The sequence below is a fragment of the Lutispora saccharofermentans genome (assembly GCF_024363565.1).
Taxonomy (GTDB): Bacteria; Bacillota; Clostridia; order Lutisporales; family Lutisporaceae; genus Lutispora; species Lutispora saccharofermentans.
In genome coordinates this window covers 321,201-345,604 of record NZ_JAJEKE010000002.1, presented here as the reverse complement: position 1 = coordinate 345,604, position 24,404 = coordinate 321,201, and the positions used below count along the sequence as shown (strand labels likewise).

Here is a 24,404-nt window from a genome sequence, read left to right as displayed (position 1 = left end):
GACGTTTTTATGGACTGTTTTTCTTCTTTTTTTGTAATCATGCTGTTATTTTTGTAGCTATGCTTATTATTCCACTTTTTTGGGTTTTTAATAGCCAAATAAAAGCAATTTATCAGCAAAATATGGTAAAATTGTATTGACAGCTATATATCTTTTCATAATATGGAAAATCATAGGTATAGAAGGTGCTTAATTGTCAATCTATTTGGCGATGATCGAAAGCTCTGATGATAAGTCTAAATTTGAACAAATATATATTAATTACAGGCAAACAATGTTTTATGTGGCAAACAGCATATTAAAGGATGAGCATTTGGCAGAAGATGCAGTCCATCAGGCATTTATAAAAATTATTGAAAATTTAGATAAAATAAATGAAATCAAGTGTCCCAAAACCAAAGGCTTCATCGTTATAATAGTTGAAAGAACCGCCATCGATATATACAGGAAGCGGAGAAGGCAATATACGATCCCCTTTGATGAAGTCATATTCGGCGCGGAGGAGATGGCCGCCGGAGCGGACAGAAGCTTTGAAGAGGTTGGCAATAGTTCAATTGCAGCGGCTATTGCAATGCTTCCGATAAACTATTCCTCTGCAATAAAGCTTAAATACAGCCATGGATATACGGATAAGGAAATAGCAAAGATACTGTCCATATCCGAAGAAAATGTCCGAAAGCGCATAGCCAGGGGTAAGAAAAGGCTTGCAAAAATCCTGGAGGAAATGGAGATAAATATTTATGACTGATGCAGTAATAACAGATGCCATGCTGTTTGAATTCGTACCAAAAGCCGAAGAGCTTCTGCTTGAGCAGATACCTCCTGAGCAAGAGCTTGGACATACCTTCACCAAAAGCTTTGACCGCAGGATGAAGCTTCTTATAGCAATGGAGAAGAGCAATTTCCTTGTAAGAGGGCTTATCAATAAAACAAGGCGAATAGCAATCGTAATATTTCTTATATCCCTTGTGACCTTTACAACCATAGTGAGCGTCGAAGCATTGAGAACAAAGTTCTTCAAGGTGATCATAGAAATATATCAAGAGCTGACCTCCTTTTCATTCCAGCATGATGAACAGCCGGGAGATATAACGGTGGAACCGGCAGAACCGGAATATATACCCGAAGGCTTTAGGAAGGCAAGCACTGAGGAACTCTTTACTATAATTTTTATCATTTACACAAACGATGATGGAGAAGAAATAATATTTGATCAGACATATATTACAAATGACAAAATCATCATAGACACAGAAGGAGCTATCATGGAAAAGCTATGGATAAGAGGCTGTGAAGCCTATTATGTATCAAATAAGGGAACAAACAGGCTGATGTGGTTTGAAGGCGAATATCTATTCAACTTGGCCTCAACGACGATAGAAAAAGATGAAATAATAAAAATGGCGGAAAGCGTAAAATAAAATTTTTTAAAATATTTTTAAATAAGTGTCCCAAAACGCCCCCTTCATTTCGTTATATAGGTAAAAGACAAATGAAGGAGATGTTTATATGTACTTTAAAAGATTAATAACGGCCATCCTGTGTGGAGCTTTACTCTTATGCTCTTCCATCATTACCTATGCAGATGCAGGCAGCAATGATCATTCTCGAGACAATATCATCATAACGCCTCAGATGGTTTGCATTAACAGGGCATACAGCAATTTAAGTATTAATTCCGCCGGACTGGCACAAGTCCAATGCTATGTAGAAGGATACAGTGGTACAGTCACAAAAGTATCCATTGAAGCGGAGCTGCAGCAATATAAAGATGGAGATTGGGTCACCATAAACAGCTGGTATCAATCGAGCAGCAGCTCTAGGCTTACACTCTCCAAATCAATGGCAGTCCCAAAGGGATATTCATATCAGGTAGTTGCAGATGTTACTGCCTATAATGGCAGCGACTCGGAAACCCAGACCATAATAAGCAGCGAGATAGATTATTGAAGCTGTATAAGGCTGCTTTTATGGGAAGGGGTGAGTCCATTGGTTTAAGAATGTGGCTTTAGGCAGTAGAATGTGTAACAGCAAGTATTTAAGATTGACATATATTTAATAACAAAGCTAAAGAATTTTTAATTTAAAAACGAGGAGGAAAATCATCATGAAGCCAATGAAAAAGATAGCTTATCTAGTATTAACCTTAGCTTTTCTATTTGTATCTACGATCCAGGCCTATGCATCATTTGACTATGACAACAATATAAACTCATATGATATGAATAAGCTTTATGAAGAACTGCATGACGCAGAGAAAATGCTTGACATTCTAAGAACCAGGGACAATTTAAACTTTGATGCTCATACCAACTCTTCCCATCCATGCCACGGAACACCGGACCACAGAAACTGCGATGTAGCGACACTTACAAAAAGTTGTGGCTGCAAAGCGATTACAAATTACTGCTGCTGTGGCAAAAAAATGAATACTGACTTATATTTATGCAGCAGACATCAAGCTCCCTATAATGAAACAGAGAATCCAATAAGTTTCTTCCAAGCAGAAAATGAACATGAAAAGTTAATTCAAACAAGCATAGATTTAATGTATAAACCTCATACGTGTCACGAAGGCAAAGAGCATAAAAGATGCTACAAATCTCCAGATGAAATCGATGATTGTGGCTGTGAACGGGGGTTTTATTTTTGTTGTTGTGAAAGAATAATGGGTGCCTATGAAATTTATTGTGATGAACATGGATATTAATTCTCAATTAGTTCTTATGATATCCTTCAGATATTGATGATGATGGCAAGGTTACCAAAGTGTACACAACTACATCAAGCAACCCTCCCGGATGGAAACTTCCGTATAATAAGATATTAGCTTTAGATTAAGCAAGACTTCATTCAGTGGGAGATTCACCTCCCACTGAATGTTATAGTCGAGTCCATGCAATGTGAATTGTCTCGTAAGGGCAAAGAAAGGTATCTTAGGGCACTGGGCTTAATAATGGCTGATGATAAAACTTTATCAGCCATTTCTTTCACTTTATCATATGAGGTAAGTAGAGTAGAAAATAAGATCTGGTTTTTATTATAATATTGATAATATAAGAATTTAAGGAGAGGGGAATAAGCAAATGCTGCACTCAAATTTCAGCGAATCATATATAGAAAAAATAGATGCTACAAATGAGAACAACGGGATATTTGCGCTATCAATAGAATGCCACAATTAGGTGCCAATTAGGTGCCAGGTACAAAGGTTATTAGGTTATCCAGCTATGTTTCATACCTGTCTAGCATATTCTTTATTGATATAGCTGTCATGCCTATATGCTCTCCTATTTCCTTTAAGGTATAATGCTCCTCTTTTGCAGCAATTGCATATCTTAACTTATATTCTGTAAGTTTTCTCTTCCGTGATCCCGATTTTATCTGTTCATATTCTATCAAAGATATTCCGGTATCAAATAATAATTCATCCAGCCTTCTTCTCTGCTTTTCTTCCTTCCTGCTCATACATAATACCACGTATGCTTCATCGCCTATCGCTTTTAGAGTACTATAATTCATTTCTTCCGGTTCGGCCATAAATTCCTTATACTTATGTATTGCACCAATTGTATCTTTATCTAACATATTATAGATTATTAGGGTATTTATAAAGCCTTTGATATTTTCCCTATAGTATATATCGCTGCTCCACTTATACTCCTCAACTAATCTGCATAGCCCTGCCCTTACCGGATTCTGGTGTACATATCTTAGAAGCTTCAACATGTACCTCTCATCCTGCACCAATATTGCTTTGTACCTGCCTTGGAACACATGTCCAACCCTATTATACTTACCATTAAAATATTTGCTGTATTTATTGTTTATCTGATGCATTATCTCCTGAAGCTTCTTGTCAAAAGTCTGTATTATTATATGATAATGATTGTCCATCAAGACATATCCATATACTCTATACCCCATGGTATCATTATATTCTTTTAGCTGCTTTATAAAGTATCCTTTATCTATGCCTTCCTTGAAGATATATTCCTTATTATTTCCCCTTGCAATCACATGATATATTCCGCCTTTATATTCTTCCCTCCATTCTCTTGCCATAAAAAATACACCCCTTATAATAACATATATACATATATTACTATAAGAAGTGCATTCCATCAATAACCTAATAACCTTTATACCTGGCACTTATCACTCCAACCATAGTGAGCGTCGAAGCATTGAGAACAAAGTTCTTCAAGGCGATCATAGAAATATATCAAGAGCTGACCTCCTTTTCATTCCAGCACGATGAACAGCCGGGAGATATAACGGTGGAACCGGCAGAACCGGAATATATACCCGAAGGCTTTAAGAAGGCAAGCACTGAGAAACTCTTTACTATAATTTTTATCATTTACACAAACGATGATGGAGAAGAAATAATATTTGATCAGACATATATTACAAATGACAAAATCATCATAGACACAGAAGGAGCTATCATGGAAAAGCTATGGATAAGAGGCTGTGAAGCCTATTATGTATCAAATAAGGGAACAAACAGGCTGATGTGGTTTGAAGGCGAATATCTATTCAACTTGGCCTCAACGACGATAGAAAAAGATGAAATAATAAAAATGGCGGAAAGCGTAAAATAAGAAATTTTAAAATATTTTTAAATAAGTGTCCCAAAACGCCCCCTTCATTTCGTTATATAGGTAAAAGACAAATGAAGGAGATGTTTATATGTACTTTAAAAGATTAATAACGGCCATCCTGTGTGGAGCTTTACTCTTATGCTCTTCCATCATTACCTATGCAGATGCAGGCAGCAATGATCATTCTCGAGACAATATCATCATAACGCCTCAGATGGTTTGCATTAACAGGGCATACAGCAATTTAAGTATTAATTCCGCCGGACTGGCACAAGTCCAATGCTATGTAGAAGGATACAGTGGTACAGTCACAAAAGTATCCATTGAAGCGGAGCTGCAGCAATATAAAGATGGAGATTGGGTCACCATAAACAGCTGGTATCAGTCGAGCAGCAGCTATAGGCTTACACTCTCCAAATCAATGGCAGTCCCAAAGGGATATTCATATCAGGTAGTTGCAGATGTTACTGCCTATAATGGCAGCGACTCGGAAACCCAGACCGTAATAAGCAGCGAGATAGATTATTGAAGCTGTATAAGGCTGCTTTTATGGAAAGGGGTGAGTCCATTGGTTTAAGAATGTGGCTTTAGGCATTTGAATGTGTATGAGTAATAAATTTGAGGAGGTATCGTGATGAAAAGGTTCTTAGCTATTGCACTTTCACTTATATTAGTTTTCAGTGTCTGTGAGGTTTATGCCTATACAGAAAACCCGAACAAGGTAAAAGTAAGCAAGAAAGTCTATGATATCAGAAAGATACCAGAAAAAAGTTTTTCACCAAAAGCAATTAAAATTGATCCTTCTGGTGAGGTGACCATTAATGCAAGCCAAGGTGGTTCTGGATACTGGTGGTATGCAATATCAGTTTGGGATAAAACATCCCAAAGAGCAACAAGTGCATCACTCTCATTTACCGACTCTACTAAAAGTACTAAAAAAACAATAGATTATATTGCAGCAGATACAAGGCTCTATAGAGACGGAGGACTGGTAGGCTCTGGCTCTGATAGTCATACAAACTCCTCTCAGGCAGGTGCAAGATTCGACTATGATGAATTTGCCGGTTTTAGTGATTACGAGGTATATGGTAATCACACATTTGAACAGAGCGGTTACCAAAGCTGTATCCTGAAACATATGATACTTAATGCAATAAGTAAAAAATGCCCTGGTTTTACAGGGCATTTTTGATTAATATAAGTATATAACTTGTAAATAAAGGCAGGGAGAGCTATGGAAAAATTAAAAAGAATAGTTATCTTTACAGCAGCTATTTCTATGGTTTTATGCATAATTTATATTTTGGGGTTAAGAGATAATAACAACATTTTTAATAATAAAATTGAAAGCACTTCAAATAGAAATAGAATGCCAATGGCTACAGCAGGTGGCGTTAGTTTAGGACTTTATAATATTGATGGCCAAATAGAAAAATATCCTGTTATTAAGGTAAAAAGACGAGAAAGTATAAAGAAATTTATATCTTTAGGTCATTTGGTTGACAAGCCAAGAGATTATAAAATAATCTTAATATTGGACTATAAACAAAGCCAATTTATTGTGGATGGAAAAAAGAAAATCAACAGTTATATTATAAATATGGCCCCGAATCAAACAATAGAAATACCCGTTGAAATAGAGCCACTGGAGGAAGGTCTGCACGATGCAATTTTCGTAATAGTTAAATATCCTGATAATGATTCACTAGATGATGATTTTAGAAAGTCAACTGATATGACTCATCTATTATTTTTAAGATTTAATATTGCAGTCGAAAGCAATGCTGTTCCTAATTATTCATTCGATAAAGTTACAATTTTGAATCGGGATATATTAAATGGAGTATTTTTATCTAAATATAATGACAAGCTTATGCAATGGCTATCTGAGGAACAAAAACAAAGCTCAAATTTAGATTATTATGTACATATCGGAAATAGAACAGATTCTGAAATAAATGAATATGCTCTTGTCATTCTATTTAACTGGAATCAGGTGCCAATAATAAATGATAAAGATGTGCTGTTTTTAAAAGTAAAAAGAGGGCAAGAATCAATAATTCATTCCCAATTAAAAATGCCAGGGGAAAAAGGTATCTATGATATCACGCCAATATTAATTCATAATCCTTACAAAGTGTTGAATATTTCTAATAAGAGGGTAGAGACATCAATTAGAACAGGCATAAAAGTTGAATAGGACATTAAAGAGGAGTAGAGATAATCAAAGGAGAAGGCAAGGGTCAGGCTTCAAAACCTTATTTTCATATAACCTGCTAATTTGCTTAACAAATGGTTCCATAAAGGCTTTCGATAACCAACTTCAGATTTAAAAGCTATAAGAATAACCTCGTTAGTAAAAAGAAGCTTTACCTATAATAATGTTAACAGAGTTATTGACGGATCCGTAACTACTGTATTTACTTATGTATGAACTAAATTGATAAAATATTTAAATGATTTATAATGGGTAGTATATATGAAAGAGAATACTTATAAATATATAATACTTCTGCTCCTTATGGGAACGTCAATCTTATATTTAACAAAGGCTGACTTAGCATCAGTAATTCAATTTCTAATGGTTGCCGTGGCTATTTTCATAACAGATTCTCTATATAGATTAAATAATAAAATCTGGAATATAGCCCTTATATTAATGAGTATTCCGGTGCACATTACATCACCTGACCGGTACTTGGAAATCATCACCCCGGTAGTGGAAATCATACACAGGGTGATTGCTTTTGCATTGCTTAGTGTAGGATATATAGATTAATCCTATCAAGGGTGCTACGCACTGCTTATGCAGCAAGCCCTTGACAGAATTAATCTATATATCCAAATAATAATTAAGCAAAAGTAAGGTGATTTCCGATTAACGGAATCCTGATTCCATACTTAACGGACAGCTGATTTCTGTTGGCCGTAATATTCATATTAATTAATACAACAATACTTTCGGTTTCTCATAAAATTGTTTCGAAAGAGCTAAGCATATCTAGCATAATTATATCTGCAGTCTTTTCTGTAACATTTTGCCTTGTTGCTCGTTCTGAAAAAATAAGAGAGCATACTTATATATAAAATATTAGGGACGGCATTATTGCTTTTATATAGCCTCCGGTCTCCTTTCTTTGAAATATTTTTAGGACAAGTGTCCCAAAACGCCCCCTTCATTTCGTTATATAGGTAAAAGACAAATGAAGGAGATGTTTTATATGTACTTTAAAAGATTAATAACGGCCATCCTGTGTGGAGCTTTGCTCTTATGCTTTTCCAGCATTACCTATGCAGATGCTGGCAGCAATGATCATTCTCGAGACAATATCATCATAACCCCTCAGATGGTTTATATTTATGAGTCTCAAAGCAAATTAAATATTACTTCAACAGGACAGGCTCAGGTTAAATGCTATGTAGAAGGATACAGCGGTACAGTCACCAAAGTATCAATCGAAGCAGAATTGCAGCAGTATAAAGATGGAGATTGGGTCACCATAAACAGCTGGTATCAATCGAGCAGCAGCTATAGGCTTACACTCTCCAAATCAATGGCAGTCCCAAAGGGATATACATATCAAGTAGTCGCAGATGTTACTGCCTATAGCGGCAGCGACTCGGAAACCCAAACCGTAATAAGCAGCGAAGTATATTATTGAAGCTGTAGAAGGCTGCTTTTATTGGAAGGGGTGAGTCCATTGGTTTATTACTGGTGAGAAATAAACTTGAAAAAAGAAACATGATAGTGTAAAACGTTACACTACCTAATGATAAGGAGGAAAATTTATATGAATTCAAAATTTAAAAAGTTAGTTCTGATTATGTTAATAGGAGTAATGCTATTTAGCTGCTTTAATGTTTCTTACGCAGATACTAAAAATAATAAATTGCCAAAGCCTATAGGGAAAATGGTTCTTGTACAAAATGGTGTACCAAGGGAAATTACATTTGATGAGTTGAAAAGAATCTATCCTATGAATGTAATTTCTAAACATATACATGCTAATGATGGGATTGGTTTTAAAAATTCTATCATTGAAAATACTCCTATTTCTCCGATGTCCATTACTTTTTATAAATATATAGAAATAGAAGGGGAGGACGACCTAAACTACGACATGGCAAAACCTGTCACTCCTTGGATAAATGGCTCTAGAAATGGTGCCAGAATATCTTATGGACAAAGTGAAAGCTATACTAGCACTTTTAGCGTTGGATTAACTTCATCTAAGATAAATGCCATTTTACAGGAAATAGGTGCATCATATGCAAAATCAGCATCAAGCAGCGCGAGTTTTGGAATGGAATTTGATATAGCTCCATATGAAACAGCACGTGTGATATTTGCTCCAACAACGAGAGAAACTGAGGGTATTTTACAAACATGGCAGCAACTAGAAGACGAACTAAATCCAAGACTTATATCCGAAGAGCCATCTTCTGGAATTGTCGTAAGAAAAGTTGGTAAGTTCGCAGATGGATTATATTATTTAGAATATATGTAGCAACTGTAAATTGAGGTGTAAATTGAAAAATAGAACGTCCTATATTATATTTTCTATTTTAACTATTATTTTAACTTTATTATTCATATTATCTCCAAGCTCACCTGAGACTCATTATACTACAAAAGAGTCTGCAATAAGCAGCTTATTGCGAAATAAAGTATCTGTTTTAAGAGTAATTTCTGTCAGTGATAGCAGAGAAGTGTTTGTTTTTTATGATAGTCCTACTGGAGCTATCTTTATAGCGACAATATGCTCAGTAGAAAATAAAACGAAATTTATTGTAGAAAACAAGACTTGCTCATGGAAAATTGGTGGTGAGCCTTCTCCTATGATGATTCATGGTAAATATGATGTAGAAGATAAAACTCTAACTTTTTATGCTTGGAAAAACTCCGATAAGTTAGAAGGGTTAATAGAAAAATATAAAATAATTAGTAAAAATAGAAGTCAAATAAGCATACATGAGGAAGAGGTCTATTTATTACTTTTATTAGATACTGCAAATGAGTAGCAAGTTATCCGAGCATAGGCGACAAAAGCGAGTGTTTCAATATAAAGCACTCGCTTAAATCGAAAAATTTTTAAAATAATTGTCTCAAAGCACCCCTTTCATTTCGTTATATAGTAAAAGACAGAGGTATTACCTATGAGAAAAAGGTTAATATTACTTATGCTTACAATGACGATTCTATTTTTATCTAGTGCTGCTGCTAAACCGTATTGCTTTTTGCGGACACGACAAATGGCTGATACAATATAAGTGGAGGTGTCCTATATGAAAAGCAAAAGATACGATGCAGAGTTCAAAAAAGAAATAGCTCAGCTATATCTTTCCGGCAGCAGAACCGGCCCAAGTTTGGCTGCTAAATTAGGTTTACACCCAAATACTATATATAAATGGGCTCAGGAGCTTGAAAAAGATCCAGAAGCTGCTTTCCCTGGGTCCGGTAACTTAAAACTAGAAGGTCAAGCTATGAAAAAAGCCCAACAACGCATAAGAGAGCTCGAGAATGAGGTAGCAATTTTAAAGCAAGCCGCGGCATATTTCGCAAAAAACTGCCGGTAGTATACGCTTTTGTATATGGTATTCGTTTCAAGTATACTGTGCAGGAAATATACCGCGCACTCAATATATCTAGAAGCGGTTACTACGATTGGGTAAACGCAGGACGGCCCGCTGCAAGTTCTAAGGGCTCAGTATTATTGGACATGTGGTAATGTGTTAGAAATGACTCGGTCACCAAATACTATACCGGTCATACAAATGATAGAGTATATGCGCCCTATACAAACCCTTCCGGCTGGACTTACTACAAATTGTGGTAATATGAGTATGTATTGTTTATGATAACAAGAAGAAGCTTACTTGCTTCTTCTTGTTACTATAAATGCTTTAAAAGGAGAAAACCTACTATGAAAAAAATATTTATTATGGTTGTAGTTGTATCGATGCTCATCATTGGATGTACCAACACGAATAGTCAGCTAAACATTGATACTGAAACTCAAATACCATTTCTTACTTATTATCAAGAACAAGATAAAAAAATAGATGCAAAGCTTAGTATGTGGGATATAGACCAAGGTACTATTACTTTTTCAGATGATTTGGTGTATCCGATAGAAAATCATAATGGCTTTGTAGAGCCAATTATATGGGATGGGAACAAGAAGCTAATATTGCATAAGACAGCAATACCAAAAGGTTCATATGAATCGGAATCAAAAGTTATAGAAAAATATCCAATGGATTCGATTTATGGAAGGGACATTATAGCAGTAAGAAATCGGACTGCGGATGGCGAAGTGCCTGATTATGATCTTTTTTTGAATTGTTCAGATGGTGTAGTTGAAAAGAAAGTTAAAGCTCAATATCAAACCATTGATGGGAAAAAGGAAGACATTATGTTTGAAAATGATGGACTCCGCTATATTGACTTTAATAAAAACACCGGCGAAATAACATTGATGTTTAGCAATTGGGAAGAATGCTATTTGCTTTATGTCGGCAAATGCAACATTAACAATATAAATGATATACAGTGGAAAAAAATTGTGCTGCCGGACGCAGAACAAACAGGCGGAGGATACTCTGTTTATCCGGATAATAGCGTTTTAATAGACTCAAGATACTACATAGGGACAGCCCAAGCTTTGACAGAAGTCGATATAGATACCGGAGAATCAAAGATAAATGAAAGGTCAATCCAAACATGTAAAAGTACGGTTAAAGAAGGGAAGTTTGTTCCGGATTATCTTAAAAACCGAGTGCAGATTGTCGGAGGATATAAGGATATAGTAATACTGGATATTGAACTATATGGGGACAAACAGCCTGAGAGCTTGATTTGCGCAATTCAGGATGGGGAATTTAAGGGTGCAATTCATATAAGGGAGGATGAGGTTTGGAATGTAATTGACTCTGAAAAGAAAGTAACTGGCATAATTGATAATAAAAATAAGAAATTATATAAGGAATTCGGAACAGGTACTTTTGCGTTAACCCTACCTGTCCCTTTTCTTTATTGAAACGGTTTAATATTTCCTTTGAAAACTACCTTACTATTTTTTATCCATCAATTCTACAACCTCTTCTATAGAATTGAGCTCAAATATACTCTCTGCCAGTAAATCCAAAACAGGAAGATCAGCATTTCGTATCTTTTCTTCTAAAGATACAGGTAATACACCAATTTTTTTGCTGAGAAGTCTCACCAATAATTCAGCTTTGCCCTTTTCCATACCTTTTTCTATTCCTTCTTCTATGCCTTCCGCTTTCCCCTTCATTTCAGCAAATTTAATGCTTGATATGGCATCAAGCCTAGCCTTCTCCCTAGCTGCATATTTTTCCCTTAATTGTTCATCGGCGCTTACTTTTTTCAACATCTCCATAGCTATACCGAGCTCCTCCTTCCTTTTTACTAATTTTTCTATTTCTTCATTCCCGGCTTTTTTTAGGAAGCTTAGCCATAATTCTATGGCTTCCATTTCTTCTAAATCCTTTTCAGGATGGAATTTCTGCAGTTCTATATAATGTATTTCCAAATCATCCACTAGTGGAAATTTTTCTTTTGTCTCCAGTATCTTATATTCTGTATGATATCTGTCTGTTTCTTTTATTATATCAAAATCCATTATGTTTATTACCATGCCCTTTTTTAGAGTTGTATAGATTTCAGATTCCTTTATGGTTTCGGAATACATCTTGCTCCAGTAATATAAGCTTCTTTTCCTAAAATCGTCTACATTGTTTATCTGCATTTCTATGTTTATTCTTTCTTCTCTTTGGTTCTTTACCTTTATGTCAAATACGGAGCCTTTGTCCTCTTTGTATTCTTTTATGTTGAAAGGGCTTAAGTGAATTATTTCAGTTATCTTTTCATTACCTTCAAGAGATAGTACAGAATTCAGAAAATCTATGAGTATTATTCTGCTATCTTTTTCTTCCCTGCCAAATAAGGCTTTAAATACTATATCGCTCAAAGGGCTTAAAAGCTCCTGCTTATTATTCCCCAATTTCATCCCCCTTTCGTTTGTTAATTATATTATATCAATAATTCCAAAAGGTGTAAATCAAATTGAAATTTTTAAAATAAGTGTCCCAAAACACACTCTTCATTCGTTATATAGGTAAAAGGCAAATAATAGAATAAGATTGGAAGTGATAAAGTTGAAAATTCCTCGAAGCCTTAAGCCTGATTCAGGCATATAAGAAGGATGGATACGAATGAGATTTAATAAAATCTATTTAACTCTTGGTATTTTAAGCATTATATTTGTTCTATATTTAGAGATTATTCTGCTAAGAAGAAGTGATCACAATTACCATTGTGTAAATGTGATCAGCATATCAAATTCTATGATATTTGGAAAGGAGTAAAAACATAATGACTGGAAGCTTTATGGGTTTTTTTATTGTTGCAAATGTCATACTCATTGTATTAATAATTTCTAATATTATTAATAAGTTCTCCAAAAAAATCAACAGAATAAATAATCGGTATATATTGTTGAGTATGAAAGCAATAATAGCAGGAATTATAATTATTGCTTATTTATACTGCCTGAATATATTAGCGCTGCATTGGGTATTGCCTGGATTATTACCGATAAAAAAATTATTTTCACTTAATATGCTTATATGGCTTTTAGTTTGTCCAATATTTACTGTGCTCTTATTCAAAGTAATGAATATGACACGCAATTAATTTGTCCCTAATGTTTGTTGTAAGTTTGGTATTTCAAGCATAGTCTTCAATAATGTTATGCTTTGCTTTTATTAAAAATACATTATATAGCCGATATATATAACAGAGGATAAAAGTTGTCGAACATAAAAATACTCCAGCAGGAGGGGGATAATGTGAAGAAAAAAAACTTAATGTTTGTTGCACTACTGCTTTGTCTCAGTCTCATCTTTGCATATTATAGCAATATGCCACCAAATATCAGTATAAACTGCTATCTGGAATATACATCTACTTCTGAAAAGAAGCCTGATAAAAAATACTTTATAATTAATATAAATACAAAAGTTAGCGACTTTCAAAAATATAAGTCAATAGATATAGATTACGTTAATAGAGATAACTATGGTGCAATAAGCAATTATATTATTGCTAAGGCAGAAGATAGAACTGAAAAAGGCCCTGCTTTTAAAGATTATGCAAACAATATTGAAATAACACTTATTCCGGAACGCTTAAACTATGATAAAATCAAGGAAATGCTAAAGGACGAATTTATAACAATAGAATTAGAAACTATTAATGGATATAAGCATTCTAAAAAATACTCAATAGGTGAAATACTGAAAGATAAAACAGATGTATTGGAATTAGGGCAGGTTATCAAAGAGCATATGAGCTTGGATAATAAAGAAGTTGTTGCCAGAGCAAATGGCATAGAAATTTACAAAGATGAAGTTGAAATGTATAAAAAGCTTTATAGTATAGACGGAACAATTAAAGATTCAGGTAGTTATGCGGATGTCATTGGAAAAAGAGCCAAAATAAAAGTATTATACGAAATGGCTGAAGATAATGGATTAGACATTTCTATTGAGGAAGCTAAAGCGCTGTCTTTGAAAGAAAAAGAAGCTTATGATCAAGAACTCGAAGAAGAAGGAAAAGCTTTCATGGAAGATTATATCAAAGCATTAGGCTTGACAGAAGAGCAATACTGGTCGGACTTTCGCCCTGGCCAGATTCAGCTATACTATTCTATTGAAAATCTGAAGAATAGCTTTATCAAAGAAGGTATCGAATTAGGGATATTGCCGGAAGTTCAAAAAACTGAGAATAAAATTATTATGAGCCCGGATATCAATAAAAAATATAGAGAATATTGGGAAAGCAAGATAAAAGATATTGAAGAAGGCATAGAAATTGAAATAATAAGTTCACATTATCAATAAGATATCGGATATAACTCACTCAGCGGAAGTATAAGCTCATCATTATATAACAATGAATCCCTTATTAAGTATATCCGTGGTAGGTACTGATATATAGTAATGGATTGCCGGGATAAAAGGGCAAAATACTCAAATGATTTAGAATGGGTGGTATATATGAAAGAGAACGCTGATAAATATATAATACTTCTGCTCCGATAGTGTAAAATATTTTGTGTAAACTAGTAGAGAATCCTCTTGGATTAATGTTAAGATAAATATTAATTCAGGAGGATTTTTTATGGCAAGACAAAGAAAACTTACCCCAGAACGCAAAGCGTTCATTAGTGGATTGCTTGAGCATTACAAACCCGAAACAGCACAGGACGTTCAGGAGATGCTTAAAGACCTGCTAGGAGATACACTTCAGGGGATGCTGGAAGGTGAGTTGGAAGATGAACTGGGTTATTCCAAGTATGATTACTCCAACAAGGACACCGACAACAGCAGGAACGGTTACAGTAAGAAGAATGTTGTCTCATCCATTGGTGAGATATGTCTGGACATTCCCCGTGATCGCAAAGGAGAGTTTGAGCCTCAGATTGTTAAGAAGAATCAGACCGATATCTCAAACATCGAGGATCAAGTACTGTCTATGTACGCCAAAGGAATGACAACGAGGGATATTTCTGATCACCTGAAAACTGTTTATGGGGTTGATGCGTCTGCAGAGATGATATCCAAGATGACCGACCGCATACTTCCGATAGCAAAAGAATGGCAAAACAGACCACTGGATAGAAAGTATGCTGTGGTATTTATGGATGCCATTCATTACAACGTAAGGCAAGATAATGCCATTGTGAAGAAAGCTGTATACATAGCAATAGGAATTAAGCTGAACGGATCCAAAGAGGTCCTTGGCATGTGGGTAGGTGGTAACGAAAGTGCAAAATACTGGCTTGGTGTGTTGAATGAGATTAAGAATCGTGGTGTCGAAGATATTATGATTGTTTCGGTTGATGGCCTTACCGGTTTCGGTGATGCAATTCATGCAGTATTCCCACAGACGGAAATACAGCGATGTATTGTGCATCAGATACGATATTCCACAAAGTTTATCTCCTATAAAGACATAAAAGCATTCATGGCTGACCTGAAACGAGTATATCAAACCACAACGGAGGAAATCGCACTTCAGGAGCTTGATAAACTTGAGAAGAAATGGGGAGGCAGATATCCGAGTTCCATTGCATCCTGGCGGAATAATTGGCCTCAACTGGCTACCTACTTTAAATATCCGCCGGAACTCCGTAAGATCATATATACGACCAATTCCATCGAAAACTTCAATCGGCAGCTGAGGAAGGTTACAAAATCCAAGACTATTTTTCCAACCGATGACGCCCTATTTAAAATGCTGTACCTTTCAATGATTGATATCACAAAGAAGTGGAACGGTAAGCCTTGGGAATGGGGTAAGATTTTAGAGCAGCTGTGCATTTATTTTGAGGGTAGAATTACCTTGGCAGATATAGATTAGCTACTAGACAAAATGAACGCTGCCAACAAGTTGTTGACAGCGTTCTTAACATGTGTAAAAATACAGACATCAACAGTATTACGAAATTTATTAGGTAAACCGGCCTATTTTATCATTAATCCAGGGGGTTTACACAGAATTGTTTACAGTCTCTCTGCTCCTTATGGGAACGTCAATATTATATTTAACAAAAGCTAACTTAGCATCAGTAATTCAAATGCTAATGTTTGTCGTAGCTATTTCCATAACAGATTCTCTATACAGATTAAATAATAAAATCTGGAATATAACCCTTATAATAATTAATACAACAATACTTTCGGTTTCTCATAAAATTGCTTCGAAAGAGCTAAGCATATCTAGCATAATTATATATTCAATCTCTTCTGTAATATTTTGCCTTGTTGCTCGTTCTGAAAGAATAAGAAAACAGACTTATATATAAAGCATCAGGGACAGGCATTATTGCTTTTATGCAGTCTGTCTCTTTTCTTTGAAATTTTTTTGGAGCAAGTGTCACAAATACCCCCTTCATTTCGTTATATAGGTAAAAGGTGAATGATGACAGGAAGTGATAATATGAGCCATAAAAATAGATTAGAAGGCATTCTGCCTGATATTCACACTTTCCTAATCATTATTGAGAGTATAAGTATTCTTATAGTCTCTATAATGGGATTATACAACATTGCTTTTAGATTGCTTGGGATTCAACAAATCAGCATTGCATTAATAAGTATTTCACAAGTTAAAAAGCATTGGAAACGCGATTCTTTAAGCGCCAGAGCAAATTCCGTTCTTTATATATTGCTATGCTTCTTATCTGTATCAATTGCAATTTATCTTTTATTTATATGGCCTGACCGGTTTTACAAGTAGTACAGAATCATTGTCAATTATATATAAAAGAATTTTAGAACAAGTGTCACAAAATTCCCCTTCATTTCGTTATATAGGTAAAAGACAAATGAAGGAGGGCTTGTGATTTTAATGTTATGGATAATTAAATATATGGTACTAGTAATCATATCAGGCCTTATTATATATTATATACTTAAAATTGCCGGACTTATAAACCGGATAGACAAACAGATTGATAATCTCAGCAAAAGAAATAGATTTATTTTAGGTATAGCGTCATTTACCATAAGCGGTATATTGCTCAAGATCGCAAGCTTTGAATGCTTATTGAATATAAGGAGTTTCTTAATCATTGCTGCTGCAGCTTTTTTCTATGTTATTGGCGGCAATTGCATAACAGCTAAAAATTAAGGCAGCATACGACCTATAGAAGTCGAGGTGTAAAATAAATGGTTAAATATAAAAAAATCAATATAACAATGGTCTTTGCGATTATTCTTGGTGTAATAATCGGCTCCTATAGTATAAACTATGCCATATCGAATAATATTTTTGATAAAAGAACCTATAAAATTAACAAAAAGAGCCAGCTTATGCCTGTTGAAATTAATGGGATAATAACTGAAGAAAATTTTAACCCTGCTAAAGTTTATCAAGCCATTGAAGAGATCGATAGTTTGGATACCACTAGGGCGAATAATACCGAGGCGTTTTATTTAGACTATGAGGAGTCATTGGAAGCTGTAAAAAATAATGCTGATTTGATAGTAGTAGGAAAGGTTATCGAACAATCAGAGTATGGCGAAATAGGTATTAAAAATACTATCATGGTCACAAATACAATAAAAGGAAAGGCTGTTGACGAAATATATGTACTTAAGTCAGGCTCTCTAAGTGATGAAGACTATATACTAAAAGAGGGCAAAGAGTACATTCTATTACTCGGAGACCAATCAAAAAGTGGGGAAAATACTTACTTTATCAAGGGCGGTGAGCAAGGATGCTTTTTGATTGATGATGGTGTACTATCTGCAAAAGATGCTGTAATGGATAAAGAACTAAAAAATATGATTGAAAATGAAAATGAGAGCATGAAATCCGGTACAGACCAAGTCAAGACCATGTTGGATTATTTGAGATGATACAACCGTTGGGGATTTAGATTCGAGCATGGAAAGAAAGCTTATGGCCTCGTAAAGTATATTTCAGCTGTCAATTTTAAGCTAATAGAGGTGGTGTGATTATATGAAAAAATACGCTTATAAATGCATAGGGGCTCTATTATTTATTGCAGCAATAACATTTCTATATTCAAGAGTAACTGATTTAGCGACAGCATTAACTGTAAGCCTGATATTTACCGCTGCTATTTTTATAACAGATTATTTATACAGATTGAATAATAAGATTTGCAATATTGCCCTTATAATTATTACTACAATATCATTCTCAATCGCATATAAAATTGTTTCAAAGGAATTAAGCATGTTTAATGTAGTCATATATGCTATCTTTTCTATGGTGCTTTACCTTATCGCTCGTTCCGGAAGTATCAAAAAAAGAATTTCATAGCAAGTGTCACAAAATCCCCCTTCATTTCGTTATATAGGTAGAAGGTGAATAATATAGGAAGTGATGAAGGTTGAAAAGGCCTAGGGAAATACTAAAAATATGTTGATATCAATTCTAGAGCAGATCGAATTTCGAGCTGGCTTACATCTTAATAAACACAAGCAATATCACGGTGCTGAGATTGAATGCCATGTGGGCTGTCACCGCTGCGAAATATCCCCTTTTTTCATACATATAGGTGCAAAACAGGGCAAGTCCGAAAAAGGAAGGTATGCCGCTCAAATTATAGTGGGCTGTAGTAAATATAACAGCGGACAAAACTGCTGCAAAGCCTCTCGGCATTCTTGGAAGAAACAGCTTATCATACAAAAAATATCTGAATACATATTCCTCTACAAAGGGAGCGAATATTACGATAACGAAAAATAAGACAAACCTGGGCCAGAAGCCGGATTCATAAAAGTCCGTTACGACCTCCTGAGGCTGTATCTCAGTTTTCACAATAAGGCTAAGCATGTTTATATATATGGCGTTTATTATTGTGACGAGCACCTTGGCCACCAATGTAGCAATTGTAACATTTAATACGCTGTGCCTGTCAAAGCGCCACACATCAATATCTCTCATATAGCTTTCCCCGTTATCCACCTTATGCCCCAGGGCATCTTCTCTTGCTCCTTCGGAGCAATTCACCTTATGGAGATGATATCGGTAAAGCAGCAGGATAACGACTATGAAAGGTATGAAATTCTCTGTGAAGATAGCTCCAAACCAATATAATACCGTCAGTGAAATTATTGTTATTGGTTTTTTATTTATTAGAAAGACTCTGTAAAGCTGGAGGTATATGGGTGTATTCACTATTAGGAATACAAATATAAATACAATGTAGCGTATGGCATCCAATATCTTCCCTCCTGATTCAGCCGATTCAAAATGATCTCATTATCTCTTCCCAGAGTTCTTCTCTTCCGTTATGATTCTCGGAAGAATAGGATATCAAAATATCCTTTTCATCAGTTCCCAAGGTCTCTTTTATAGTCCTTAAATTTTTCCCTAAAACATTATTGCTGATTTTATCTCTCTTCGTAGCTACGATGATGACCTTTTCCATGTAGTGCTTTATAAAGTCATACATCATCTTGTCATCAGCCGTAGGCTTATGGCGGATATCCACCAAAAGCACAACAGATTTCAAATTATACCTCTTGGCCAGATACTCTTCGATCATAGTACCCCATTTGAGCTTTTCTGCATTGGATACTGCCGCATATCCGTAGCCGGGAAGGTCCACAAAGATCAATTCTTCATTTATCATAAAAAAATTGATGGTTCTCGTTTTGCCCGGATTTGAGCTTACCTTAACCAGCTTTTTTCTATTCAAAAGAGAGTTTATAAGAGAGGACTTTCCAACATTGGACCTGCCGGCGAAGGCTATCTCCGGCAGTTGTCCTTCAGGATATTGGCTGCTTGAAACAGCGCTTATTAAAAATCGGCAGTCCTTAATTATCATTTGCCTCACCTCTGCATAAGGCATGTTCCAGCACTTCATCCATGCTGTCAACCAATACGAATTCCATTGCTTTTCGTACGTTATTAGGAATTTCCTCCAGGTCTTTTTCATTTTCTTTAGGCAATATGATCTTCTTGATGCCGGCCCTATTGGCCGCCAGGGTTTTTTCCTTCAAGCCGCCTATGGGCAGAACCCTGCCCCTCAAGGTGATCTCCCCCGTCATCGCAACGTCTTTTCTCACAGGTATATCGGTCAGCGCAGAGATCAGCGCAGTGGTCATTGTTATGCCTGCTGAGGGCCCATCCTTTGGAGTTGCGCCTTCAGGCACATGAACATGTATATCCACATTTTTGCTGAAATCCTTATCTATCCCGAATTTGTCCGCCCTGGAGCGGATGTAGCTGAGCCCTGCCTTGGCAGATTCCTTCATCACATCTCCCAGATGTCCGGTAAGCTCCAGCTTGCCTGTGCCGGGCATAGTGGAAACCTCGATAAATAAAGTGTCTCCGCCTACAGGTGTCCAGGCCAGGCCTGTGACAACCCCTACTTCATTTTTCATATTTGCCACATCATATCTATATCTGGGTATGCCCAGGAATTTCTTGAGATTTCCCGGATTTACCCTCACAGTTTTCTTATTCTTTTCAACTATTTCTGTTGCAGCCTTTCTTATGACTTTGGCCAGTTCTCTTTCCAGGCTCCTTACTCCGGATTCTCTGGTATATCTGTTTATTATATCCCTGACTGCAGCCTCAGATATGGCTACATTGCCCAATTTCAAAGAATGCTCCTTGATCTGCTTCGGTATCAGATATTTATTGGCTATGCTGAGCTTCTCTTCTTCCGTGTAGCCAGACAGGTGTATGACTTCCATCCTGTCAAGCAAAGGCCCCGGAATAGTATCTGTGGTATTGGCAGTAGTCAAAAACATTACCTTTGACAGGTCAAAGGGCAATTCAAGATAATGATCTCTAAAATCCTTATTCTGCTCCGCGTCCAGAACCTCCAGCAGGGCTGAAGAAGGATCTCCTCTAAAGTCACTGCTCATCTTGTCAATCTCATCAAAAAGGAAAAGCGGATTCCTGGTACCGGCTTGCTTCATATAGTATATCACCCTGCCGGGTATTGCCCCGATATAGGTTCTCCTATGTCCCCGGATCTCTGCTTCATCCCTGACTCCGCCGAGAGACATTCTGACAAATTTTCTTCCCATAGCCCGGGCTATTGATTTGGCAATCGAGGTTTTTCCGACTCCCGGAGGGCCTACAAGGCAAAGTATGGGGCCTTTCATATTATTCGAAAGCCGTCGTATTGCCAGATACTCCAATACCCTTTCCTTCACCTTTTTCAGGCCGTAATGGTCTTCATCCAGCACATTCCTGGCATTCTTTATATCTAGATTATCATCCGTCTCATTGTTCCACGGCAAGTCAAATATCCAATCGAGATAAGTCCGGATAACCCCTGATTCCGGTGAGCCCGGCGCCATCTTTGTAAGCCTGTCTATTTCCTTTTCAACCTTATTTACTACCTCTTCAGGAAGCTCAAGCTTTTTTAATTTATCCCTGTATTCTTCGATCTCTTCTTCAAAACCGTCTTTATCGCCTAATTCCTTTTGAATGGCCTTTAGCTGCTCTCTTAAATAATATTCCTTCTGGGTTTTATCTATTTGCTTTCTCACCCTGTTGTTGATCTTTCTTTCCAGCTCAAGTATATCGAGTTCTTTAAGTATTACGGAATAAAGCTTTTCAAGCCTGCTTTTGACTTCAAACTTAGCAAGTATCTCCTGCTTTTCTTCTATTTTTATCGTCATATTTGATGCAATTATATCCGCCAATCGGTCGGCATCATCTACCGCAGAGATGGTAACCAGTATTTCCGGTGCTATCTTCGAATTCAACTTTACATATTCTTCAAATGCATCTGTGACACTTCTCTTCAATGCCTCGATTTCCGGTTCCCCATCCTCTGTGTCACTGTTGTATTCCATAACATCGGCAAGGAAAAACGGTTCATCGGATACGATTGAATGTATTTCTGCCCTTGATATCCCTTCTACCAATACTCTGATAGTATCCCCGGGAAGCTTTAGCAGCTGCTTTACCTTGGAAATAGTCCCTACTTTATAGAAATCCTCTTCTTCAGGCAAATCAGTATTGGCATCCATCTGGGTGACCAGGAATATGAGCTGATCATCTATCATGGCCTCTTCCAATGCCTTTACAGACTTTTCTCTTCCTACATCAAAATGAAGGACCATATATGGAAATATGCTTAAGCCTCTTAACGGAAGGAGAGGCAGCCTTTTCATGTTGCTTGGCATAACGATCACTCCTGTAAATGATTATATTGTAATAATTTTCTTCCTCCATGTCTAGTATATTATATATTTATACTCTTCATTAAGCAACCACTTTTTGAATATTGAACGAGACTTCATTCAGAGGGGGGATTCAACCCCCACTGAATGTTAGTCGAGTCCATACTGGACTTAGCCGCTCTTAGCACCCGCCGCCTATAGAGGCGGGGGTCTTAGAGCGGGTTAGTTCAGTGATGAAGCATATAAGTAACAGAGGGATATGTGTACATATCCCTCTTGCAACATGGAATGCAAAAGCAGCTGAGCAGCGGTTATAAACCGTTTCTTACTGCGCCGAGGTTACATTGGAGCTGCTTTTCATCGGTGCTACACCGTTAGCAGCCAATAGGCCTGTGTCCGGCAGCGCTGTGAGATGCTTTGATCTCTGCTGAGTCTTGTTCAATGCAATATCTATAACCTCTTTTATATCTTCGACAGGTATTATTTCTATACCTATATTATTCAATATCTCCTGATAGTTTTCCTTCGGTATGATAACTTTTTTTCCGCCTGCGGATTTCGCAGCTTCTACCTTTGCTACTACGCCGCCCACCGGCATAACCTTACCCCTTATGGATATTTCACCGGTCATAGCTATATTATTATCCACCGGCATGTTTGTAATGGAGGAGTAAACTGCAACCGCCACGGCTATGCCTGCGGAAGGGCCGTCTATGGGCACGCCGCCGGGGAAGTTCAGATGTATATCATAGTCCCCCGGATTTATATCCAAGTATTTTTTTATCACGGTCAGGACATTCTCTACAGAGGATTTCGCCATGCTCTTTCTTTTTATCTTTTTGCCGTCATTGGACCCTATCTCTTCCTCGTCTACTATGCCCGTTATAGTCAGCTTTCCTTTGCCTTTATCAGCATATGAAGAGGAGGCTTCAATTTCCAGTATGGTCCCCATATTGGGGCCATATACGGCCAAACCGTTCACATAGCCCACCTGAGGCTCCTGGCTTATCTTCTTTTCGGGGCGGGGGCTGTATTGTCCGCTGTTTACCACCCATTCTATGTCCCTTATCAAGACCTTGCTTCTTCCTTCGTTGATGTTTATGCCTACTGCTGTTTGAATAATGTTAACCGCTTCTCTGCCGTTAGTGGCATACTTGGCAATGACATCTGCGACGCCTTTTTCCATATCAAAAAATATCTTTTTGATAGTATTCTCACATACTATCTTTATCTCATCGGGGCTCAATGCCTTAAAATATATCTCCAGGCATCTGGATCTAAGAGCCGGAGGTATGGATTCGGGGCCCCTGGTAGTTGCCCCTATGAGCCTGAAGTCTGCAGGCAGGCCGTTTTGAAATATATCATGTATATGAAACGGTATATGAGGGTCCTCTGAGTTATAATAGGCGCTTTCTAAAAATACCTTTCTGTCCTCCAGAACCTTAAGCAATTTATTCATTTGAATGGGATGCAGCTCTCCTATTTCATCTATAAAGAGCACTCCCCCATGAGCTTTCGTGACTGCACCGGGTTTAGGCTGTGGGATGCCTGCTTGACCCATGGCTCCCGCCCCTTGATATATTGGATCATGTACAGAACCGATAAGAGGATCGGCAATGCCCCTCTCATCAAATCTTACGGTTGTAGCATCTATCTCCATAAACTTTGCATCCTGTCTGAAGGGGCTGCCCTTGGTTTTCTTTGCTTCCTCCAAAACAAGCCTGGCGGCTGCTGTTTTGCCGATACCCGGAGGGCCATATATGATCACATGCTGTGGATTAGGACTGCACAGTGCTGCCTTCAAAGACTTGATCCCATTCTCCTGGCCCACTATTTCTCCGAAGGTTGAGGGCCTGGTCAACTCAGATAGAGGTTTGGTAAGCTTGATCTCCCTCATTTTCTGCAATTTTTCCAATTCTTTTTTTGACTCTTTTTCAACGACAACTTTGCTTCCTTGCTGTCCTTTCAGCATATTGAAAAAATATAAACCCATCACCAGAAGAAAGAAAAGCTGTACAAAAAATAAAACTTGAGACATGGTTTTTGCCTCCCATCACAATTGATTAACTGTCAATAATATTA

General features: G+C 36.7%; 25 protein-coding genes. 19 read left to right on the top strand and 6 right to left on the bottom strand.

The features are described 5' to 3' along the window. The first annotated feature begins 193 nt into the window (after positions 1 to 193). The 4 genes from LJD61_RS04480 to LJD61_RS04465 all read left to right on the top strand — a co-directional run bounded on the left by LJD61_RS04480 (position 194) and on the right by LJD61_RS04465 (position 2,710). Entirely contained in the window at positions 194 to 748 is a 555-nt protein-coding gene (locus LJD61_RS04480; protein WP_255226313.1) for an RNA polymerase sigma factor, read from the top strand. Further along, on the top strand, positions 741 to 1,421 hold the full coding sequence (locus LJD61_RS04475; protein WP_255226312.1) for a DUF4367 domain-containing protein: 681 nt from the start codon (positions 741 to 743) through the stop codon (positions 1,419 to 1,421). The genes LJD61_RS04480 and LJD61_RS04475 overlap by 8 nt, the downstream gene beginning before the upstream one ends. 88 nt (positions 1,422 to 1,509) lie before the next feature. After that, positions 1,510 to 1,950 carry a YggN family protein gene (locus tag LJD61_RS04470; RefSeq protein ID WP_255226311.1) on the top strand — a complete coding sequence of 147 codons (441 nt, stop codon included), beginning with the start codon at positions 1,510 to 1,512 and terminating at the stop codon, positions 1,948 to 1,950. Between the two features lie 157 nt (positions 1,951 to 2,107). Beyond that, on the top strand, positions 2,108 to 2,710 hold the full coding sequence (locus LJD61_RS04465; protein WP_255226310.1) for a hypothetical protein: 603 nt from the start codon (positions 2,108 to 2,110) through the stop codon (positions 2,708 to 2,710). A gap of 518 nt (positions 2,711 to 3,228) precedes the next feature. Here LJD61_RS04465 and LJD61_RS04460 read toward each other — a convergent pair. Continuing rightward, entirely contained in the window at positions 3,229 to 4,065 is an 837-nt protein-coding gene (locus LJD61_RS04460) for a transposase (RefSeq protein ID WP_255226309.1), read from the bottom strand. 122 nt (positions 4,066 to 4,187) lie between these two features. Between LJD61_RS04460 and LJD61_RS04455 the strand changes: the two genes are divergently transcribed. The 10 genes from LJD61_RS04455 to LJD61_RS04410 all read left to right on the top strand — a co-directional run bounded on the left by LJD61_RS04455 (position 4,188) and on the right by LJD61_RS04410 (position 11,647). Continuing rightward, entirely contained in the window at positions 4,188 to 4,607 is a 420-nt protein-coding gene (locus tag LJD61_RS04455) for a DUF4367 domain-containing protein (protein ID WP_255226308.1), read from the top strand. An 88-nt stretch (positions 4,608 to 4,695) separates the two neighbouring features. Then, positions 4,696 to 5,136: a YggN family protein gene (locus LJD61_RS04450; RefSeq protein ID WP_255226307.1), complete on the top strand. Its 441-nt coding sequence runs from the start codon at positions 4,696 to 4,698 to the stop codon at positions 5,134 to 5,136. A 105-nt stretch (positions 5,137 to 5,241) separates the two neighbouring features. Next, positions 5,242 to 5,799 carry a hypothetical protein gene (locus tag LJD61_RS04445; protein WP_255226306.1) on the top strand — a complete coding sequence of 186 codons (558 nt, stop codon included), beginning with the start codon at positions 5,242 to 5,244 and terminating at the stop codon, positions 5,797 to 5,799. 42 nt (positions 5,800 to 5,841) lie between these two features. Continuing rightward, complete coding sequence (locus LJD61_RS04440; protein WP_255226305.1) at positions 5,842 to 6,807, top strand: hypothetical protein; 966 nt, start codon at positions 5,842 to 5,844, stop codon at positions 6,805 to 6,807. Positions 6,808 to 7,086: 279 nt separating this feature from the next. Then, positions 7,087 to 7,386: a hypothetical protein gene (locus LJD61_RS04435; protein ID WP_255226304.1), complete on the top strand. Its 300-nt coding sequence runs from the start codon at positions 7,087 to 7,089 to the stop codon at positions 7,384 to 7,386. Between the two features lie 442 nt (positions 7,387 to 7,828). Continuing rightward, positions 7,829 to 8,269 (top strand): hypothetical protein, encoded by a 441-nt coding sequence (locus LJD61_RS04430; protein WP_255226303.1) that lies wholly within the window; start codon positions 7,829 to 7,831, stop codon positions 8,267 to 8,269. A 129-nt stretch (positions 8,270 to 8,398) separates the two neighbouring features. Then, positions 8,399 to 9,115 (top strand): hypothetical protein, encoded by a 717-nt coding sequence (locus tag LJD61_RS04425; RefSeq protein ID WP_255226302.1) that lies wholly within the window; start codon positions 8,399 to 8,401, stop codon positions 9,113 to 9,115. A gap of 22 nt (positions 9,116 to 9,137) precedes the next feature. Then, positions 9,138 to 9,629: a hypothetical protein gene (locus LJD61_RS04420; protein ID WP_255226301.1), complete on the top strand. Its 492-nt coding sequence runs from the start codon at positions 9,138 to 9,140 to the stop codon at positions 9,627 to 9,629. Positions 9,630 to 9,893: 264 nt separating this feature from the next. Next, positions 9,894 to 10,184, top strand: a complete 291-nt coding sequence (locus LJD61_RS04415) for a transposase (RefSeq protein ID WP_255226300.1) — start codon at positions 9,894 to 9,896, stop codon at positions 10,182 to 10,184. Between the two features lie 347 nt (positions 10,185 to 10,531). After that, positions 10,532 to 11,647, top strand: a complete 1,116-nt coding sequence (locus LJD61_RS04410) for a hypothetical protein (protein WP_255226299.1) — start codon at positions 10,532 to 10,534, stop codon at positions 11,645 to 11,647. A gap of 33 nt (positions 11,648 to 11,680) precedes the next feature. Here the strand turns inward: LJD61_RS04410 and LJD61_RS04405 are convergent, their stop codons facing one another. Continuing rightward, positions 11,681 to 12,634 carry an Rpn family recombination-promoting nuclease/putative transposase gene (locus LJD61_RS04405; protein WP_255226298.1) on the bottom strand — a complete coding sequence of 318 codons (954 nt, stop codon included), beginning with the start codon at positions 12,632 to 12,634 and terminating at the stop codon, positions 11,681 to 11,683. Positions 12,635 to 13,481: 847 nt separating this feature from the next. On the opposite strand from LJD61_RS04405, the gene LJD61_RS04400 reads away from it, so the two are divergent. From LJD61_RS04400 to LJD61_RS04380, 5 genes are all read left to right on the top strand, one after another. Next, positions 13,482 to 14,534: a hypothetical protein gene (locus tag LJD61_RS04400; RefSeq protein ID WP_255226297.1), complete on the top strand. Its 1,053-nt coding sequence runs from the start codon at positions 13,482 to 13,484 to the stop codon at positions 14,532 to 14,534. Positions 14,535 to 14,814: 280 nt separating this feature from the next. Then, positions 14,815 to 16,056: an IS256 family transposase gene (locus tag LJD61_RS04395; protein ID WP_255226296.1), complete on the top strand. Its 1,242-nt coding sequence runs from the start codon at positions 14,815 to 14,817 to the stop codon at positions 16,054 to 16,056. Positions 16,057 to 17,046: 990 nt separating this feature from the next. Then, the gene (locus LJD61_RS04390; RefSeq protein WP_255226295.1) at positions 17,047 to 17,328 is read left to right on the top strand and encodes a hypothetical protein; all 282 of its coding nucleotides are present in this window, start codon (positions 17,047 to 17,049) and stop codon (positions 17,326 to 17,328) included. 38 nt (positions 17,329 to 17,366) lie between these two features. Beyond that, a complete protein-coding gene (locus LJD61_RS04385) occupies positions 17,367 to 18,059 on the top strand; it encodes a hypothetical protein (RefSeq protein WP_255226294.1) in 693 nt (230 codons plus the stop codon). 103 nt (positions 18,060 to 18,162) lie between these two features. Beyond that, positions 18,163 to 18,489: a hypothetical protein gene (locus LJD61_RS04380; RefSeq protein WP_255226293.1), complete on the top strand. Its 327-nt coding sequence runs from the start codon at positions 18,163 to 18,165 to the stop codon at positions 18,487 to 18,489. 141 nt (positions 18,490 to 18,630) lie between these two features. On the opposite strand, the gene LJD61_RS04375 is transcribed toward LJD61_RS04380, so the two are convergent. From LJD61_RS04375 to lonB, 4 genes are all read right to left on the bottom strand, one after another. Then, entirely contained in the window at positions 18,631 to 19,395 is a 765-nt protein-coding gene (locus LJD61_RS04375) for a CPBP family intramembrane glutamic endopeptidase (RefSeq protein ID WP_255226292.1), read from the bottom strand. Positions 19,396 to 19,420: 25 nt separating this feature from the next. Beyond that, positions 19,421 to 20,002, bottom strand: a complete 582-nt coding sequence (yihA, locus tag LJD61_RS04370) for a ribosome biogenesis GTP-binding protein YihA/YsxC (RefSeq protein ID WP_255226291.1) — start codon at positions 20,000 to 20,002, stop codon at positions 19,421 to 19,423. Then, positions 19,992 to 22,325, bottom strand: coding sequence for an endopeptidase La (gene lon / locus LJD61_RS04365; protein ID WP_255226290.1), 2,334 nt, complete (start codon positions 22,323 to 22,325; stop codon positions 19,992 to 19,994). The genes yihA and lon overlap by 11 nt, the downstream gene beginning before the upstream one ends. A gap of 322 nt (positions 22,326 to 22,647) precedes the next feature. Further along, positions 22,648 to 24,360 (bottom strand): ATP-dependent protease LonB, encoded by a 1,713-nt coding sequence (lonB, locus tag LJD61_RS04360; RefSeq protein WP_255226289.1) that lies wholly within the window; start codon positions 24,358 to 24,360, stop codon positions 22,648 to 22,650. Positions 24,361 to 24,404 lie beyond the last annotated feature (44 nt).

Excerpts from the sequence above, each read along its gene's own strand:
- LJD61_RS04475 (WP_255226312.1), top strand. The coding sequence starts at position 741 with ATGACTGATGCAGTAATAACAGATGCCATGCTGTTTGAATTCGTACCA.
- LJD61_RS04470 (WP_255226311.1), top strand. The coding sequence starts at position 1,510 with ATGTACTTTAAAAGATTAATAACGGCCATCCTGTGTGGAGCTTTACTC.
- LJD61_RS04465 (WP_255226310.1), top strand. The coding sequence starts at position 2,108 with ATGAAGCCAATGAAAAAGATAGCTTATCTAGTATTAACCTTAGCTTTT.
- LJD61_RS04460 (WP_255226309.1), bottom strand. The coding sequence starts at position 4,065 with ATGGCAAGAGAATGGAGGGAAGAATATAAAGGCGGAATATATCATGTG.
- LJD61_RS04450 (WP_255226307.1), top strand. The coding sequence starts at position 4,696 with ATGTACTTTAAAAGATTAATAACGGCCATCCTGTGTGGAGCTTTACTC.
- LJD61_RS04445 (WP_255226306.1), top strand. The coding sequence starts at position 5,242 with ATGAAAAGGTTCTTAGCTATTGCACTTTCACTTATATTAGTTTTCAGT.
- LJD61_RS04440 (WP_255226305.1), top strand. The coding sequence starts at position 5,842 with ATGGAAAAATTAAAAAGAATAGTTATCTTTACAGCAGCTATTTCTATG.
- LJD61_RS04435 (WP_255226304.1), top strand. The coding sequence starts at position 7,087 with ATGAAAGAGAATACTTATAAATATATAATACTTCTGCTCCTTATGGGA.
- LJD61_RS04430 (WP_255226303.1), top strand. The coding sequence starts at position 7,829 with ATGTACTTTAAAAGATTAATAACGGCCATCCTGTGTGGAGCTTTGCTC.
- LJD61_RS04425 (WP_255226302.1), top strand. The coding sequence starts at position 8,399 with ATGAATTCAAAATTTAAAAAGTTAGTTCTGATTATGTTAATAGGAGTA.
- LJD61_RS04415 (WP_255226300.1), top strand. The coding sequence starts at position 9,894 with ATGAAAAGCAAAAGATACGATGCAGAGTTCAAAAAAGAAATAGCTCAG.
- LJD61_RS04410 (WP_255226299.1), top strand. The coding sequence starts at position 10,532 with ATGAAAAAAATATTTATTATGGTTGTAGTTGTATCGATGCTCATCATT.
- LJD61_RS04395 (WP_255226296.1), top strand. The coding sequence starts at position 14,815 with ATGGCAAGACAAAGAAAACTTACCCCAGAACGCAAAGCGTTCATTAGT.
- LJD61_RS04390 (WP_255226295.1), top strand. The coding sequence starts at position 17,047 with ATGTTATGGATAATTAAATATATGGTACTAGTAATCATATCAGGCCTT.
- LJD61_RS04385 (WP_255226294.1), top strand. The coding sequence starts at position 17,367 with ATGGTTAAATATAAAAAAATCAATATAACAATGGTCTTTGCGATTATT.
- LJD61_RS04380 (WP_255226293.1), top strand. The coding sequence starts at position 18,163 with ATGAAAAAATACGCTTATAAATGCATAGGGGCTCTATTATTTATTGCA.
- yihA (WP_255226291.1), bottom strand. The coding sequence starts at position 20,002 with ATGATAATTAAGGACTGCCGATTTTTAATAAGCGCTGTTTCAAGCAGC.
- lon (WP_255226290.1), bottom strand. The coding sequence starts at position 22,325 with ATGCCAAGCAACATGAAAAGGCTGCCTCTCCTTCCGTTAAGAGGCTTA.
- lonB (WP_255226289.1), bottom strand. The coding sequence starts at position 24,360 with ATGTCTCAAGTTTTATTTTTTGTACAGCTTTTCTTTCTTCTGGTGATG.